Here is a 16,129-nt window from a genome sequence, read left to right as displayed (position 1 = left end):
CTCGCGGCGGCTGCCGCCGTCAGTCCTCCGGCCGGGAGGAGGGAGTGCCCGGCCCCCGGCGTGCTGCCGTGGCCAGTACGAACAGCGCGAAGCCCAGCGCGAAGCCCAGCATCGTCCACACGCCGCGGGGCATGAAGATGTGGCTGTCGTAGAACGACCAGCAGCACACCAGCAGCACCGCCGTGCCCGGCAGCACACGCACCCCGTGCCGGAGGAGGAGCGCCACGGACGCGGCGGTCACACCGGCGCCGAGACAGACGACACCCGCCTGCCCGAGGGCGTCACCGAGGTGGAAGAGCGGGTTGATGACCTCCCGTGCCCGCGGGCCTCCGTTCTCCTGGGCCACGCCCGCACCGATTCCGGCGACGGCGTCGAGGCCGGTGTAGAACGTCGCGTAGCCGAAGGCCCCGGTCCAGGCGAGGACCGTGGCGATTCCGGCCGCGTCGCGGCGCGGCTGTCCCCACAGGGGCACGACCAGGCCGAGCGCCAGCAGCGGCCAGACGGGGATCAGCCAGACGTGCAGTTCCGTCCAGGCGGCGCCGGTGGACGGACGCAGCCCGCCGGGGTGCACGAGTCCGAAGGCCGCCAGCGTCAGCGGCGCGACGACGACGAGAGCGGTGTTGCGGACCGCCTGCCGGGTGGTGACCGGGGGGAGGTGGTGCGCGGAGGCGTCGGGCATGCCCGTGATGGTAGGGGCGGGAGAGGCGCAGGGGAGCGGAATGACGCTCATCGCTCAACCGGCGCGGCCCGCACCCCGGGGTTCCCGAGCTCTGACGCCCCCGGGCCGGACCCACCGTCCCTGCCGGGCGGCCTCCCTCCGGACCGCTGACTGACGGGACGTACCCACCGCAGCCGTGGACACTAGACTCACGGAACAGCACATTCCCGCAGGTCACCGCTAATCCGGAGGTCGTGGAACATGCGCAATCGGCTCTTGGGCAGGTCAGGGATACGCGTGAGCGAACTGTGCCTGGGCAGCATGACGTTCGGCCGCGAGACCGACGAGGAGACCAGCGCCGCCATCCTCGACACCTTCGTCGAGTCCGGCGGCAACTTCATCGACACCGCAGACGTGTACTCCACCGGCGGGTCGGAGGAGATCCTGGGCCGCTGGCTGCGCACCCGCCGCCGTGACGAGCTGGTGATCGCGACGAAGGTCAGGTTCCCGATGGGGGACGGGCCCAACGAGAGGGGCCTGGGCCGCAAACACATCATGGAGGGCGTCGAGGCGTCGCTGCGCAGGCTGCAGACCGACTACATCGACCTGTACCAGGTGCACGCCTGGGACCCGGCCACGCCCCTCGAGCAGACGCTCTCCACGCTCGACTCCCTCGTACGGTCGGGCAAGGTACGGGCGGTCGGCGCCAGCAACTTCAGCGGATGGCAGCTCCAGAAGGCGGTCGACCTCAGCCGCCGGCACGGTTGGGAGCCCTTCACCTGCCTCCAGCCGCTCTACAACCTGCTCGACCGGGAGACCGAGTGGGACCTGCTGCCGGTCTGCCGGAACGAGGGGCTGGGCGTCATCCCGTGGAGCCCGCTGCGCGGGGGCTGGCTGAGCGGTTCGATCCGGCGCGGCATGCAGGAGCCACCGCGCGGCAGCCGGGTGGAGAAGGCGGAGAAGCAGGGCTGGAGCGAGTCGTGGAGCGCGTACCAGGACGAGCGGACGTGGCGCGTCCTCGATGAACTCTTCGCCGTCGCCGAGGAGACAGGGCGTCCTCCCGCCCAGGTCGCCGTCGCCTGGCTGCTGCGGCAGCCCGATGTCACCGCCCCGATCGTCGGCGCGCGCACGATGGAGCAGCTCACGTCCCATCTGGCCGTCGTCGACTGGGAACTGGAGCCCGAGCAGGTCCGCCGCCTCACCGATGCCTCGGCCCAGCGGCTCCCGTACCCCCACAGTTTCCTCGCCGGACTGGACTGAGCACACGAGCGGTTGACGGCAGGTACGGCACGTGCAGACGGCAGACGGCAGACGGCAGACGGCAGACGGCAGACGGCAGGTGCAGTCGGCGGCCGGCTACCGGCGGGGGTGCCGCCTGGGCAGCGCCCTCCCGTCCTCCGCCGAGCCGTCCGGGAGTTCACCGGCGGGGAGGTGGTCCCGTGTGTCCCGCGGGACCTCCGCGTTCTCCGGCACGGGTGCGGGCTCCGGCACGTCCGGTGCCTCCGGTGTCCCGGACGCCTCCGGCGCGAGGGCGCCGGGGGCGGGTCCTTCGGTGATGACGGTGTCCGGCGCGACGGCCTCCGGCTCCGTCTCCTCTCCCCGCGTCACCGGTGTGCGGCGTGCGGTGCCGTTGCCGTTCGGCGTCCCGCCCTCCCGCGGGCCTTCCAGGAAGCGCAGCAGCTCGACGGGGAACGGCAGCACCAGCGTGGAGTTCTTCTCGGTGGCGACGGACGCGACCGTCTGCAGCAGACGCAGCTGGAGCGCCGCCGGGGACTCGGACATCTGCTCCGCGGCCTGCGCGAGCTTCTTGGACGCCTCCAGCTCCGCGTCGGCGTTGATGACCCTCGCCCGCCGGTCCCGCTGGGCCTCGGCCTGCCGTGCCATCGAGCGCTTCATCGTCTCGGGCAGGGACACGTCCTTGATCTCGACCCGGTCGACCGTGACTCCCCAGTCCACGGCCGGGCTGTCGATCATCAGCTCCAGGCCCTGGTTGAGCTTCTCGCGGTTGGAGAGCAGATCGTCCAGTTCGCTCTTGCCGATGATCGAGCGGAGGGACGTCTGGGCCATCTGGGAGACGGCGAAGCTGTAGTCCTCGACCCGGACGATCGCCTCGGCGGGCGCGACCACCTTGAAGTAGACGACGGCGTCGACGCGCACCGTGACGTTGTCCCGAGTGATGCCCTCCTGGGCGGGCACGGGCAGCGTCACGATCTGCATGTTGACCTTCTGCAACCGGTCGATTCCGGGCACGATCAGATGGAATCCGGGTTCCATGATCTGGGAGCGCAGCTTTCCCAACCGGAAGACCAGGCCCCGCTCGTACTGCCGGACCACGCGTGCCGCCGAGAGTGCGTACACCACGCATACAGCAACGATTCCGACGATCACCTCGACGACCATCATGGCCTCCTGCACCGCCGCGCAAGTCCGGCATTCGGGTAGAAAGGCTGCTTTCCACGGTAGCTCCGTACGGGCCGCCGGTCGAGAGGTGTGCAGCGGCGCGGAAAGCCGCGGGAAGCCGCCGAAGGCCGCCCCGGATCGCCGGGTGTCGCAGGGTGTCGCCGGGAGCCGCGCGGCGTCGTGCCGCGCGCCTCGGGCGGCGTGGCCTCGCGTGGGGGTGCCGCGTGGGGGCGTGCCCGCCGGTGCGGCGGACACGCCCCGGCGGCCTACCGGCTGCCGTTCCAGTCCAGGGTGTCCGAACCGCCCTTGTCCCAGATGATGGTGAGCGAGTCGCCGTCCTGCGTCGCGTTCCCCGCGATGTACTTCTTGCTGTCCTTGCCCCCGCAGCGCAGCGCCGTACGGAACGTCGCGCCGCCGCTCCGCTCGTCCCCGATCCCGATGCAGATGCCTTCGCCGCCGGCATCGATGTAGGACACGGAGTTCTTGCCCGCGGCGTCTCCCGACTGGGCCTTGGCGCCTATCGTCAGGGTCTTTCCGCCCTCGGACTGCCACTGTCCCTGGAAGCCGTCCTCCTTGGAGTGCGGGTCCGGGGTCTCGTCGCCGAAGTCGTCCGTCGGCTCCTCCGTGGGCTCCAGCGGCGACTCCCCGGTGGGGGACGGCTCCGGCGCGGACGATGTGCTCGGCGCGGGTTGCGGCTGAGCGGTGCCGCCCCCGCCGTCGCCGACCGCGAGGTAGACCCCGCCGGCGACGAGCAGCAGTGCGACGGCGGCCGAGGCGATGATCGCGACGAGCTTGCCGTTCGGGCCGGAGGGGCCCGGGGAGGGAGGCGGTGGCGGCGGGTACCCGTACCCGTAACCGGGCTGCTGCTGCCCGTACGGACCCGGATAGCCGTACGACTGGCCGGCCGGGGGCGGCTGTTGGGGCTGCTGCTGCGGGTATCCGTACCCGGGCGGCTGCCCCGGCGGTGGAGGGGGCTGCTGCGATGGCGGCGGCGGACCGCCCGGGGGTGGACCGTCCGGCGGCCGGGAGCCGCCGAAGCCGTCCTGCGGAGGCTGAGTCATCAGTGAAACCTCTGCGCACGCGCCCGACGCCGCCGGAATGCCCCCCGCTCATCCGGCGGCCGAACTCCCCCCGGAAAGGCCTCAGTCGGTCACGGGCCCGCCGCGTCTTGTACGGACTCGGAAAGCGGGCACTGCTCTTCATTCTCCGTCACCGGTGTCCTCCGTGGCCAGCGTGGTCCCCGTTGCCGGGCGACGGCCGGTGTGCCGGGCACCTCCCGGTGCGCCTGCCCTTCCGGGTGGCGTCAGACCAGGCGCCGGGCCGCCGCCCAGCGCGTGAGCTCGTGACGGTTGGAGAGCTGGAGCTTGCGCAGCACGGCCGAGACGTGGGACTCGACCGTCTTCACCGAGATGTAGAGCTGCTTGGCCACTTCCTTGTACGCGTAGCCCCGCGCGATCAGGCGCAGCACCTCGCGCTCGCGCTGCGTGAGGCGGTCCAGGTCCTCGTCGACGGGCGGGGCGTCGGTGGAGGCGAAGGCGTCCAGTACGAAGCCGGCCAGGCGCGGGGAGAAGACGGCATCGCCGTCGGAGACGCGGAAGACGGCGTCCACCAGGTCGGAGCCGGTGATGGTCTTGGTGACGTAGCCGCGGGCGCCGCCGCGGATCACGCCGATGACGTCCTCCGCCGCGTCGGAGACGGACAGGGCGAGGAAGCGTACGGGAGAGTCGGCGCCGCCCATCAGTGAGGCGCTGCGGCGCAGCACCTCGACACCGCCCCCGCCCGGCAGGTGAACGTCCAGCAGGACGACGTCCGGGCGCGTGGCGGTGATGACGGAGACGGCCTGGTCCACGTCGCCGGCCTCACCAACGACGTCGACGCCGGTGGTCTCCGTACGGCCGATCTCCGCCTGGACGCCCGCGCGGAACATGCGGTGGTCGTCGACGAGCACCACCCTGACGCGGTGCCCGGGCTCCGCGGAAGGAGCCGAAGGAGCCGAAGGCGCCGCGCCGGCGGCGGGCGGGGTGCTCCCCGCGGTTCCGTCGCCCGTGCTGCCGCCCGCCGGGCCGGCAGCCCCCGCGCCCGCCGGGCCGCCGGTCCCCCCTGTGCCTGCTGTCTCGTCGGTCACGACTGAGCCGCCCTCTCCATCTCGAGCTCCACCTCTGTCCCCTCGCCCGGCGACGACCGCAGCCGGGCCGTACCGCCGTGGCGCCGCATACGGCCGACGATGGACTCGCGCACGCCCATCCGGTCCTCCGGCACGGTGTCCGGGTCGAAGCCCGGCCCCCGGTCGCGTACGGACACGAAGACCGAACGGCCCTCGACCTCCGCGTAGACCTGAACCGCCCCTCCCCCATGGCCTCCGGCATGGGTGGTGGTGCCCCCACCACCGTACTTGGCGGCGTTGACCATCGCCTCGCGCGCGGCCTGGATCTGGGCGTCCAGACCCTCGTCGAGCGGGCAGTCACCGACGCAGACGACCTCCACCGGCACGCCGTGATGGTCCTCGACGTCGGCTGCCGTCGCCTTGACGGCCTCCGCGAGTGTCCGCGGTCTGCCGTCCTCGTCCTTGCCGTCGCCCTGCGGTTTGTAGAGCCAGTTGCGCAGCTCACGTTCCTGGGCGCGGGCGAGCCGGGCGACCTCGCGGGGGTCGTCGGCGCTGCGCTGGATCAGGGTGAGGGTGTGCAGCACGGAGTCGTGCACGTGTGCGGCGACCTCGGCCCGCTCCTGGGCGCGGATGCGCATCAGCCGCTCCTCGGACAGGTCCTGCATCATCCGGACGAGGTACGGTCCCGCGAGCAGCGCGACACCCACCAGCACGGCGAGCGCGGCCTGCAGGACGGGCCCGAGATGCCTGGCCGAACCCTGCACGAGCACGATCCCGCTGACACCGGCCGCCACCAGCACCACCCCGGCCGCGCTGCGCGCCAGCGGCAGCAGCCTCCGGCGGCGGGTGACCTCCGCCCAGTGTGCGCGGCGTGCGTCGTCCGCCTGCCGCCACACCAGGACGACGCCGAGACCGATCAGCAGGATCGGCCACACATAGGTGTTGATCCGCCCGAACTGGAGGTTGTCGACCACCACCGCCGCGCCCACGAGCAGCGCCAGCACGGCGAAGAGCTGACCCTTGTCGGGCTTGCGCACCCGGCGCCCGCTCCTGCTGTCGCGATCCCCCGCGGCGGGAGCGGCGGCGGCCTTGCGGGCGGAGTCGACGCCTCCGGTGCCGAGCGGCACCACGAACCAGAACGCCGCGTACAGCAGCACGCCCAGACCGTCCGTCACGGCCAGCGCGACGAAGACGATGCGTACCCAGGAGACCGGCAGGCCCAGGTGCCCCGCGAGTCCGCGGGCGACACCGCCGAGCATGCGGCCCTCGGAGCTGCGGTAGAGCTTGCGCAGGGGAGGCTGCGGCGCGGGATCGTCGGGGGGTGCCGTCGTCCCGCTGCCCGCAGTGTGCGCGGTGCTCGCGGTCGGGGAGGCGGGGGTCATGCACCGATCGTCACACGGCCGCGCGCGGGGGTCATCAGGGTTGTTCCCTGATCCGACCCTGCCACGTCGGGGCGAAATCAGGGGCCGGTGGGGGACCGGCCCCGATGTACCGGACGGTGATCAGGGGCCAACATGGGCGCATGGCCGAGGAGGAACACGCATCGTCACAGGGACCGGGGGCGCGCGCCCCCGGGGAGGGCGGCGGGGGCGCCGCCGCGGGGGACCGCCCGGACGGCGGCGCGACTGCGGACGGGGCGGCCGCGCACGGGGCGGCTGCGCACGGGGCCGCGGCTGAAGGGGCGGCCACGGACGGCCCGTTGCCGGGGGGAGCGTCCGGCGGGTCCGCCGGGCCTCCGTCCCGCAGGCTCACCAGGAGCCGCCGCCCCAGGGTCGCCGGAGGTGTGTGCGCCGGCCTCGGCCGCTACTTCGACCTCGATCCGGTCATCTTCCGCGTCCCGCTCGCCGTGCTCTCCGTCGCCGGCGGACTCGGTCTGGTCTTCTACGGGTTCGCCTGGCTGCTCATCCCCGCCGAGGGCGAGCAGCAGAACGAGGCACGGTGGCTGCTGTCGGGCCGGGTCGAGGGCTCGACGCTGTCCGCGATCCTTGTCGCTCTCGTCGGCTGCGGGCTCTTCCTGGCCTCCCTCGGCAACCGCAGCACCCCCTACTCCCTGCTCATCGCGGGTGCGGTGACCGGCGCCGCGTACTGGTCGCACCACCGCCGGGAGGCGGAGGCCGCCGAGGCGGTCGGCGCTCCCGTCGACCCGGCCACCGCGCACGCCGTCGCCGACGCACCGCCGGAGGCGCAGGCCCCGCCCGTGCCGGGCACACCGTCGTGGTGGCGCGAGCCCCTGACGAAGGACGGCACCGCTGCCCGCGACACCGGCTATCTCTGGGGCCCGGACGAGGCGGCGGAGCCCCGTACGGGCGCCCGGCCCGCCGGCGGCCGGCCCCGCCGCACCGGCGAGCACGTGTGCGGGGGCCGTCGCGAGCGGTCGCTCGGCGGTCTGGTCGCCACGCTCGCCTCGGCCGCCGCGGTGGTGGGCACGTTCTCCGGCTGGGAGTCCCGGCCACTGGGCACGAACCTGACTCTGGGGCTGGCCTGCGCGCTGGCGGTGTACGCGATCGGCTTCGTCGTCAGCGCCTTCGCCGGCCGGGTCGGTTTCGGCACCGTCTTCCTGGTGGTCGTCACCGCCGTCATGCTGGCCGGGGCCTCACTCATTCCGAAGAGCATCGGCACGGACTGGCGTGAGGTGACGTGGACGCCGGCGTCCGCGCCGGACGTGCGCGGTACGTACCGGCTGGACGCCGGAAGCGGCGAACTCGACCTGCGTGACGTGCGGTTCGCCGCGGACGGTGGGCCGGTTCGGACCACCGTGCGGGCCGGGGCGGGGATGCTGAAGGTGGTCGTGCCGAGGGACACGCAGGTCGAACTCGACGCCGGGGTGGGGGCGGGAGAGATCCGGCTGCCCAGGGGGCTGACCCGTGACGGGGAGGCACGTATCGACAGCTACGCGGGGCTCGAGCAGCGGGAGAGCATGACGCTGCCCCCGTTCGACGGCCGGAAGCCCAGGGGGACCCTCAAGCTGTCGGTGCACATGGACGTCGGGCAGTTCGAGATCGTTCGGGCGCTCCCCGCGGGTGAACGCTCCGACCGCCTCCCGCCCGCCGAGGAGTTCCAGGACGACCGCAGGGCCGGCGCCGGGGTCCGGGCCGGGAGTGAGGGCGAGCGATGAACCGGCACCGCTTCGAACCCGCACGGCTGCTGCTCGGCGTGCTGCTCGCCGGCACCGCGCTGATGTACGTGATGGACGCCCTCGGGGAGTGGAGGGTGCCGGCGTGGCTGCTGCCGGCGGTCGTGCCGGCGGCGCTGCTGGCGTCGGCGTTGACAGCGTGGGCGACCTTCCTCGTCCGCCGCCGGCTGCGGCGGAGAGGGGCGCCGCCGCCGGTGAGGGGATCTGAGGGGATGCCGATGGACGACCTGCGTGAGAGGTACGCGCGTTCGGGGGAGGACCGGCCGGGGCCGGCCGGGCCCGGCGGGCCGTGAGGTTGCCCGTCCCGTCCCGGCGGGCATGGGACCACCGGCACGGGACGAGGACGACCGGGCACGGAGACCGGGCGAGGAGACCGGCTGCGCAGACCGGCTGCGCAGACCGGCTGGGGAGAGACCGGCCGGTCAGGCGAAGATGTGCCTGCCTCTGCGGCGCCGTTTGCGCGAGATCACCGCGTCGATCGAGAGCGTCGCCGCCCCCGCGATCATCAGCGGGACCCAGGCCATCATGTACGGAAGGTCGTTGCCGTAGTAGTACGGGTCGCTCGACCAGCTGACCGTCAGCCACAGGCTCAGCGAGATCAGCACACCGCCGAAGGCGGCGAGCCGGGTCAGCAGCCCCACCAGGGCGCCCAGGCCCACGGCCATCTCACCGGCGGCGATGGCGATGCCGAACATGCGGGGGTCGTTCTGCGCGAGATCGATCAGGGCGGGAACCGCCGCCGCCTCGCGTGCCGACTCCAGCACCTGCGCGAGCGAGCCGCTGCCCTCGGAGGCGAGGAAGGCGGGGTCGGTGACCTTGTCGATGCCGGCGTAGAGGAAGGTGGCGCCGAGGAAGAGACGCAGCGGGAGCAGCGCGTGCTTGGACACTCTCGCGCGTATGCTGCCGGGCGGGCCGCTCACAGGCGCGTCGCCGCCCACCGTCGTGTGTCCGTCCGTCAGAGACATGCCACGCCCCACCTCCGTCGTTCGTGCCGCTGCCGCATGCCCGTTCGGCTTGGGCAGGTCGCCACGGTACGCGGCCGGGGTCGCGCACACACCCTCTATGTACGCTCCGGTGCACAAGGCGTGTGCCTGAAGTGGCGCCGCTGACGAAGGATTCGGGACAGAACCGGCAAAAGATCCACCTCGACGCGCGCTCGCGGGTGCTCCGCGACCGGGCGCCGGGCGCGGCCCGGCGCCCGGTCACCGCTCAGTCAGTCGGCGACGTCGATGGGGTACCGGTTGGTCTCGACGCCGGCCGCCGTGACGACCTGGACCTCGACCCGTCCCGGCTCGACCTCCACGGGCACCGGCACGGTGAGGGTCGCGTCGGCCGGGTTGGAGAAGCCGCCCGTGACCGGAATCAGCGGCACGGGCACGTGCACGGCGCCCACACGGACGACCATCCGTGCGAGCCGGTCGGGTTCGTCCGCGCCGGGCGGTACGAACCCCGCGCCGCGGATCTCGATGTCGTCGCCCGTACGGATGGGAGAGTGCAGGTCTCCGATCTCGCGGGCCCGCACCACCGACAGCACGACCGGACGTCCGCCCTCCGCGTACTTTCCGGCGAGGTAGGTCGCCGCCGAGACCACCACGAGGAGGGCCAGGCTCCAGGGCAGATCGGGCAGTTGGTCGGGCTGCCGGGCGAGACGTACGGCGGCGAAGACCACGGCGACGGCGCTGACCAGGACGTACTGCACGTCGCAGAAGGAGCCGCGGCCGGCGTCATCGGTGAGCAGGTCGGACGCGCGCGGGCGGTCGGCACGCACCTTCTGCAGCCGCTGCTGCTGCACCCGTACGGTCACTGTGCGGCGCACGAAGACAGCTATGGCACAGCTCAGCGCCAGCACCGTCAACAGCCCAGCGCCCTGCGAGAGTTCGAGTCCGGTCAGCAGTTCGCGGCGCTCGTCCTGCCCGGACAGGGCGGCCAGTTCGAGGGCGAGGACGAGGACGTCGTAGACGGCGAGGAGCACCCAGGCCCCGGCGACGGCCCGTGATGTGGAGAGACGGTTGTCCTCGCCGATGACGGGTGCGAGCGCGCCGCCCCGCGCCCTGTGCAGATACGCGGCGACGGAGAGCAGCCCGGCGGCGGCGAAGGCGGCGATGAGGGCGGCTGTGCGTGCGATGCTCCAGCCCGCGGCGATGGCGGTGAGCAACTGCCCGAGAAGCAGTACCCCCACGGCTGCCCAGACGGCGATGACGGTGTGGCGCCACAGCGACGTCAGCCGGACGGCGCCCTCCTGGCGGCCGCGTTCGGCGACCGTGAGGGCGGCGCGGGTCAGCTCGTCCGAGACCCACTGGCGGGAGGCGCCGGGGGAGTGTGCGAGGGCGGCGGGAAGGCCGCCGCCCGCGGCGAGTTCGTCGCGGCGGCCGCGGAAGTCCGCCAGCGCGCTGCGGAGTCCCTCGCGGGCCCCGTGCGGACAGTCTCCACAGGTGCAGCGGGTGGAGTGGGTGTGAGAAGTGCCCTCGGAGGGAGTGGACTTGCGCAGGGACAGGGCCTGTTCGCTCGCGCTGCCGCCGCCTGTCGTCCCGTCCCGTGCCGTGTCCACGGCCACTGCGCAACCCCGCCTCTCGAGCACTGTCTCAAACACCGTCGGTGAAAGGCGCATTGTGCCCTACGCAAGCCCCCGGGAACGCGGCAGGGCTCGCTTCGTCACCCGGCCGTGTGAGAGGCGTCGGCAGGCAGGACCGACGTCGCCACGGTCGACCGGATTCGGCGACGAACGCGGGCCCCTTGCCCCGCGATTACCCCGCGCCCGCCCGACTCTCCGACCACAGCGTCGACTTCGGATCCCCTCGACGGGCCGGCCGGGGAGATCCGCTGTGACGGCCCGGTGGGGACCTGCACCGAACGCCTCGCGCACGGGACGTCAACATGGGGGAGGACGTGGACATGGGAGGGGCGCCACCGCCCCCGCCGGCCGGCCCCGACGTCCTGACCGCCAAGCGGCCCGCGGTCCGGGCCCGTGGACTTCGCCGGGCCAACCGCCGGGCGGGACGGGGCACTTGGCTAGGCTCCCGGCATGGGCGTACTCATCGATGTCTTCTTCGGCCTGCACATCATCGGCATCGCCGCGCTGCTGGGCGGCTTCCTCTTCCAGATGAAGCCGATGCGCGCCGGCGAGGCCCGCTTCGGTCCCGGCATGCTGCACGGTGCGTTCACGATGCTGGTGACCGGCATGGTCCTCGTCGGTCTCAACCAGGCGGCGGACGAGCCCGTCGACAACATCAAGACAGGCGTCAAGCTCGCGCTGCTCGTGGTGATCCTCGGCCTGGTCTACGTCAAGCGGGACGAGGAGAAGATCCCCGCCTCCGTCTTCGGCACGGTCGGCGCGCTGACCACCGCGAACATCTTCATCGCGGTGCTGTGGACCTGAGGACGGGAACGGCCCGGGGGTCCGGGCGGGGGCCCGGCCCCCCGCCCGCCGTGCCTCAGCCCGGCCGGTTCGCCGAGTGGAAGGGCATGTTGTCGATGGACTCGTACCTGACCTCGGTACCCGGCTTCGGGGCGTGGATCATCTGCCCGTTCCCCGCGTAGATGCCGACGTGGGTCACGTCGTCGTAGAAGAAGATCAGGTCGCCCGGCTGCATCTGTGACCTGGGCACCTTCGAACCCACGTCGACCTGGTCGAAGGTGGTACGCGGCAGCGTGACCCCGGCGGCCTTCCACGCGCCCATGGTCAGCCCGGAGCAGTCGAAGGAGCTCGGCCCGGTGGCGCCCCACACGTACGGCTTGCCCAACTGGGCCTTGGCGTAGGAGAGGACCTTCTGCGCCCTGGACGAGGCCGAACCGTCCGGCGAACCGCTGCCCGTGCCGGCCTCGGAGCCGTCACCCTGCTGGTCCTTCGCCGCCTCGCGGCGCTCCGCCTCCGCGCGCTCCGCCGCCTTGCGGGCTGCCGCTTCCCGCTTCTTCTCTGCCGCAGCCAGCCGCGCCTTCTCCTCGGCCGTCAGCTTCGAGAGCATCTTGCGGGCCTCGGAGAGCTTCGCCTGTACGTCCTGCTTGTTCTTCTTGAGTGCCTTCTGGGAGGCGGCCAGCGAGGCCAGTTGCTCGGTGGCCGCGGCGCGCTCGGCCTTCGCCGCCTTCTGCTGCCGCTCGAAGTCGCCGACCGCCTCCTTCTGGCGGCCCGTCATCCGGTCCAGCACATGTGTCTGCTCAAAGAACTGCTGCGGGTCCTGAGAGAGCAGCAGCGTCGCGGTCTGCGACATGCCGCCGTTGCGGTACTGCGCCGTGGCGTAGTTGCCGAGCGTGCGCCGGGCGTCGTTGAGGTCGGCGGTGCGCTCGGCGGCCTCGTCGAGCGACCGGTCGGCCTTGGTGCGCTGGGCGTCCGTCTTCTCCTTGGCGGCGTTGTACTTCTGGGTGGAGCTCTCCGCCTCCTGGTACAGCTTGTCGACCTTCTTCTTGACCTCGGAGACCGACGGCCTGCCGTCGTCCGGTGCTGCCTGGGCGCTCTGCGAGAGCAGGGAGACGGAGGCGAGCGCCGCGGTGGTGACGCCGAGAGCGCCGCGTTTCGTCGCGGCGGAGCCGAATATGCGTGTGCGCGGCTTGCGATGGGACGCCAAGGCCGGCAACTCCTTCCGTGAACCGCCTACCGGGTTAGCTGACGGGTTCGGGCGTTCGGAAGGCTGCCCTACGGGCCGTGCGCGTGCTTCGGCGGGCGCGTACGGACCGATTCACCCCGGGTGCGTACGCGCAGGTCCGCGTACGCGGTGGGTCCCCGGCTCCGGCAGTGCTGCCGGCCGGATTCGGCGGGGACGACCCGTGCCGGCGCTTTCGCCGGCGAGCGGTGCGGGGCGTCCGGCACGGCACGCTAGCGGAGTTGTGGGGTGCCTGTGAAGACCGGAGGTGATACGTCCGCTATCTGTTCGTTATCAAACGGCTGCGGTCGGGCGGGCCTTCGCGGGATGGGAGCGTCCGCGGGCCGCCGGGCCCGCAGGGGCGGGGATGCGCGCAGGTCGCCGGACCGTCGGGCTCGTACGGCGGGGCCGTACGCCGGGGTCCGTCCCGGAACGTCAGGCCGTGGGGCGGGCCCCTCCAGGGCCGCCAGGCTCTGCGGCGTCACACCCAGAGCCTAGACTTGCTCGACGATGAGCAGCCTCTTCGACGACAGCTTCCTGGCGAACCTCGCTCCCGTGCGCGCGCAGGACGGACCCTCCCCCGGACAGGGCGAGGAGCCTTCTCCCGACGGGGGCCACCACGGCGAGGAAGAGATCCCGCACGACCTGTTCCAGGGCACCTTCGAGGGCCGTGGATCCGAGGGCCGCGGAGGGGACGGCGGCAGCTCCGGCGCGTACCACCGCGGAGGCGCCCAGCGCACCGTCGTGGACGCGCAGACGCTGCTGGAGGAGATGAACGAGGCGCAGCGTGCGGCCGTCGTGCACACGGGCTCGCCTCTGCTGATCGTCGCCGGGGCGGGCTCGGGGAAGACGCGTGTGCTCACCCACCGCATCGCGTATCTGCTGGCCGCCCGCGGCGCGCACCCCGGTCAGATCCTCGCCATCACCTTCACCAACAAGGCGGCCGGCGAGATGAAGGAGCGGGTCGAGGAGCTGGTCGGGCCACGGGCGCGTTCCATGTGGGTCTCCACCTTCCACAGCGCGTGCGTGCGCATCCTGCGCAGGGAGAGCAAGAAGCTCGGCTTCACCTCGTCGTTCTCGATCTACGACGCGGCGGATTCCAAGCGGCTCATGGCGCTGGTCTGCCGTGACCTGGACCTGGACCCGAAGCGCTATCCGCCCAAGGCGTTCAGCGCGAAGGTCTCCAACCTCAAGAACGAACTGATCGACGAGGAGGACTTCGCGGGGCAGGCGTCGGGGGGCTTCGAGAAGACCCTCGCCGAGGCGTACACGATGTACCAGGCGCGGCTGCGCGAGGCGAACGCCCTGGACTTCGACGACATCATCATGACCACCGTCCATCTGCTGCAGGCGTTCCCGGATGTCGCCGGGCACTACCGGCGCCGGTTCCGCCATGTGCTGGTGGACGAGTACCAGGACACGAACCACGCGCAGTACACCCTCGTGCGTGAACTCGTCGGCACGGACGCGGACACGGGCACGGACGCGGACACGGGCACGGACGCGGACACAGGCACGGATACGGACTCGGGCACGGACGCTGGGGAGGGGGAAGGAGAGGGGGAACACGCCCCGCGTGAGCGGGCCGAACTGTGCGTCGTCGGCGACGCCGACCAGTCCATCTACGCCTTCCGCGGCGCCACCATCCGCAACATCCTCCAGTTCGAGGAGGACTACCCGGACGCGACGACGATCCTGCTGGAGCAGAACTACCGCTCCACCCAGACGATTCTCAGCGCCGCCAACGCCGTCATCGAGCGGAACGAGAACCGCCGTCCGAAGAACCTGTGGACGCAGTCCGGAGCCGGCGCCCGCATCACGGGCTACGTCTCCGACACCGAGCACGACGAGGCACAGTTCGTCGCCGAGGAGATCGACCGGCTCACCGACGCGGGCGAGGCCAAGGCGGGCGACGTCGCCGTCTTCTACCGTACGAACGCACAGTCCCGTGTCTTCGAAGAGGTCTTCATCCGGGTCGGCCTGCCCTACAAGGTCGTCGGAGGCGTGCGCTTCTACGAGCGCCGCGAGGTCCGCGACGTGCTGGCGTACCTGCGGGTGCTGGCGAACCCGGAGGACGCGGTGCCGCTGCGCCGCATCCTGAACGTTCCCAAGCGGGGCATCGGCGACCGCGCCGAGGCGATGATCGAGGCTCTGGCGCTGCGGGAGAAGATCACGTTCCCGCAGGCCCTGGTCCGTGTCGACGAGGCGTACGGGATGGCCGCGCGCTCGGCCAACGCGGTGCGGCGCTTCAACGTGCTGATGGAGGAGCTGCGCACCGTCGTCGAGTCGGGCGCCGGGCCCGCGACCGTGCTGGAAGCCGTGCTGGAGCAGACGGGCTATGTGGCCGAGCTGCAGTCCTCGACCGACCCCCAGGACGAGACACGCCTGGAGAATCTGCAGGAACTGGCCGCCGTGGCCCTGGAGTTCGAGCAGGAGCGCGGCGAGGACGAACCGGGCACGCTCGCCGACTTCCTGGAACAGGTCGCCCTCGTCGCGGACTCCGACCAGATCCCCGACGAGGAGGAGGGCGAGGAGAGCGGCGTCATCACACTGATGACGCTGCACACCGCCAAGGGCCTGGAGTTCCCCGTGGTCTTCCTCTCCGGCATGGAGGACGGCGTCTTCCCGCACATGCGCGCGCTGGGTCAGACGAAGGAGCTGGAGGAGGAACGGCGGCTGGCGTACGTGGGCATCACGCGTGCCAGAAGGCGGCTGTACCTGACGCGTTCCGTGCTGCGCAGCGCGTGGGGCCAGCCGTCGTACAACCCGCCGTCCCGCTTTCTGGAGGAGATCCCCGACACGTTCGTCGAGTGGAAGCGCACCGGTGCGGCCACCGGGGGCGGGGCGACCGGCCGTGGCGGCATCGGGACGGGCTCCGGTGCGGGCGCGCTTCTTTCGTCGGCCGCGGGGGGAGGGGCCCGGCGCGGCGGCCCGAGCGGGTTCGCGACGCGGCGTGGTGCGGACCGCCCCGTGGTCTCACTGACCGTGGGGGACCGGGTCACTCACGACAGCTTCGGGCTGGGCACTGTGCTGGCCGTGAAGGGCAGCGGGGACAACTCCGAGGCGACGGTGGACTTCGGCGGTGAGAAGCCGAAGCGGCTGCTGCTGCGCTACGCGCCGGTGCAGAAGCTGTAGCGGACCGGCCGCCGGGCGTACGGGGGCCGGGCGGGGGCGCATGCCCGTACGCCCGGAGCCCTGCACGCGGACGCGCCGGGGGCCGGAGCGGCAGCCGGGTGTGGAGGACCAGGCGCGGGTATGAC

General features: G+C 72.3%; 13 protein-coding genes and 1 riboswitch. Of the genes, 5 read left to right on the top strand and 8 right to left on the bottom strand.

Annotated elements, in window-relative coordinates:
- Positions 1–19 precede the first annotated feature (19 nt).
- Positions 20–679 carry a hypothetical protein gene (locus H343_RS0110535; protein WP_028431096.1) on the bottom strand — a complete coding sequence of 220 codons (660 nt, stop codon included), beginning with the start codon at positions 677–679 and terminating at the stop codon, positions 20–22.
- 240 nt (positions 680–919) lie between these two features.
- Between H343_RS0110535 and H343_RS0110530 the strand changes: the two genes are divergently transcribed.
- Positions 920–1,918: an aldo/keto reductase gene (locus H343_RS0110530; RefSeq protein WP_028431095.1), complete on the top strand. Its 999-nt coding sequence runs from the start codon at positions 920–922 to the stop codon at positions 1,916–1,918.
- A 96-nt stretch (positions 1,919–2,014) separates the two neighbouring features.
- Here the strand turns inward: H343_RS0110530 and H343_RS30060 are convergent, their stop codons facing one another.
- From H343_RS30060 to H343_RS0110510, 4 genes are all read right to left on the bottom strand, one after another.
- A complete protein-coding gene (locus tag H343_RS30060; protein ID WP_078505338.1) occupies positions 2,015–3,061 on the bottom strand; it encodes an SPFH domain-containing protein in 1,047 nt (348 codons plus the stop codon).
- A 263-nt stretch (positions 3,062–3,324) separates the two neighbouring features.
- Complete coding sequence (locus H343_RS35535; RefSeq protein ID WP_028431094.1) at positions 3,325–4,119, bottom strand: hypothetical protein; 795 nt, start codon at positions 4,117–4,119, stop codon at positions 3,325–3,327.
- Between the two features lie 242 nt (positions 4,120–4,361).
- Positions 4,362–5,009: a LuxR C-terminal-related transcriptional regulator gene (locus H343_RS0110515; RefSeq protein WP_486586854.1), complete on the bottom strand. Its 648-nt coding sequence runs from the start codon at positions 5,007–5,009 to the stop codon at positions 4,362–4,364.
- 170 nt (positions 5,010–5,179) lie between these two features.
- Entirely contained in the window at positions 5,180–6,544 is a 1,365-nt protein-coding gene (locus H343_RS0110510) for an ATP-binding protein (RefSeq protein ID WP_028431092.1), read from the bottom strand.
- 140 nt (positions 6,545–6,684) lie between these two features.
- On the opposite strand from H343_RS0110510, the gene H343_RS30055 reads away from it, so the two are divergent.
- Positions 6,685–8,277: a PspC domain-containing protein gene (locus tag H343_RS30055; RefSeq protein ID WP_078505336.1), complete on the top strand. Its 1,593-nt coding sequence runs from the start codon at positions 6,685–6,687 to the stop codon at positions 8,275–8,277.
- Positions 8,274–8,588 (top strand): hypothetical protein, encoded by a 315-nt coding sequence (locus H343_RS35530; protein ID WP_199778908.1) that lies wholly within the window; start codon positions 8,274–8,276, stop codon positions 8,586–8,588. The genes H343_RS30055 and H343_RS35530 overlap by 4 nt, the downstream gene beginning before the upstream one ends.
- Positions 8,589–8,717: 129 nt before the next feature.
- Here H343_RS35530 and H343_RS0110495 read toward each other — a convergent pair whose 3' ends face one another.
- Positions 8,718–9,260 (bottom strand): TQO small subunit DoxD, encoded by a 543-nt coding sequence (locus H343_RS0110495; RefSeq protein ID WP_037903153.1) that lies wholly within the window; start codon positions 9,258–9,260, stop codon positions 8,718–8,720.
- 248 nt (positions 9,261–9,508) lie between these two features.
- Complete coding sequence (locus H343_RS0110490; protein ID WP_486586853.1) at positions 9,509–10,849, bottom strand: hypothetical protein; 1,341 nt, start codon at positions 10,847–10,849, stop codon at positions 9,509–9,511.
- A gap of 468 nt (positions 10,850–11,317) precedes the next feature.
- Between H343_RS0110490 and H343_RS0110485 the strand changes: the two genes are divergently transcribed.
- Positions 11,318–11,671: a hypothetical protein gene (locus tag H343_RS0110485; protein WP_028431089.1), complete on the top strand. Its 354-nt coding sequence runs from the start codon at positions 11,318–11,320 to the stop codon at positions 11,669–11,671.
- Between the two features lie 55 nt (positions 11,672–11,726).
- Here the strand turns inward: H343_RS0110485 and H343_RS0110480 are convergent, their stop codons facing one another.
- On the bottom strand, positions 11,727–12,854 hold the full coding sequence (locus tag H343_RS0110480; protein ID WP_028431088.1) for a C40 family peptidase: 1,128 nt from the start codon (positions 12,852–12,854) through the stop codon (positions 11,727–11,729).
- A gap of 7 nt (positions 12,855–12,861) precedes the next feature.
- A riboswitch (cyclic di-AMP (ydaO/yuaA leader) is annotated at positions 12,862–13,053 on the bottom strand.
- 326 nt (positions 13,054–13,379) lie between these two features.
- Between H343_RS0110480 and pcrA the strand changes: the two genes are divergently transcribed.
- Positions 13,380–16,004 (top strand): DNA helicase PcrA, encoded by a 2,625-nt coding sequence (gene pcrA, locus H343_RS0110475; RefSeq protein WP_028431087.1) that lies wholly within the window; start codon positions 13,380–13,382, stop codon positions 16,002–16,004.
- The last annotated feature ends 125 nt before the right edge of the window (positions 16,005–16,129 follow it).

Source organism: Streptomyces sp. TAA204 (assembly GCF_000424965.1).
Note: the sequence above shows the minus strand (reverse complement) of the source record. Positions and strands in the feature narration are given on the sequence as shown.

Bases quoted from the DNA above. Each gene is read 5' to 3' on its own strand.
- H343_RS35530 (WP_199778908.1), top strand. From the start codon at position 8,274: ATGAACCGGCACCGCTTCGAACCCGCACGGCTGCTGCTCGGCGTGCTG.
- H343_RS30060 (WP_078505338.1), bottom strand. From the start codon at position 3,061: ATGATGGTCGTCGAGGTGATCGTCGGAATCGTTGCTGTATGCGTGGTG.
- H343_RS30055 (WP_078505336.1), top strand. From the start codon at position 6,685: ATGGCCGAGGAGGAACACGCATCGTCACAGGGACCGGGGGCGCGCGCC.
- H343_RS0110510 (WP_028431092.1), bottom strand. From the start codon at position 6,544: ATGACCCCCGCCTCCCCGACCGCGAGCACCGCGCACACTGCGGGCAGC.
- pcrA (WP_028431087.1), top strand. From the start codon at position 13,380: ATGAGCAGCCTCTTCGACGACAGCTTCCTGGCGAACCTCGCTCCCGTG.
- H343_RS0110530 (WP_028431095.1), top strand. From the start codon at position 920: ATGCGCAATCGGCTCTTGGGCAGGTCAGGGATACGCGTGAGCGAACTG.
- H343_RS0110535 (WP_028431096.1), bottom strand. From the start codon at position 679: ATGCCCGACGCCTCCGCGCACCACCTCCCCCCGGTCACCACCCGGCAG.
- H343_RS0110485 (WP_028431089.1), top strand. From the start codon at position 11,318: ATGGGCGTACTCATCGATGTCTTCTTCGGCCTGCACATCATCGGCATC.
- H343_RS0110495 (WP_037903153.1), bottom strand. From the start codon at position 9,260: ATGTCTCTGACGGACGGACACACGACGGTGGGCGGCGACGCGCCTGTG.
- H343_RS35535 (WP_028431094.1), bottom strand. From the start codon at position 4,119: ATGACTCAGCCTCCGCAGGACGGCTTCGGCGGCTCCCGGCCGCCGGAC.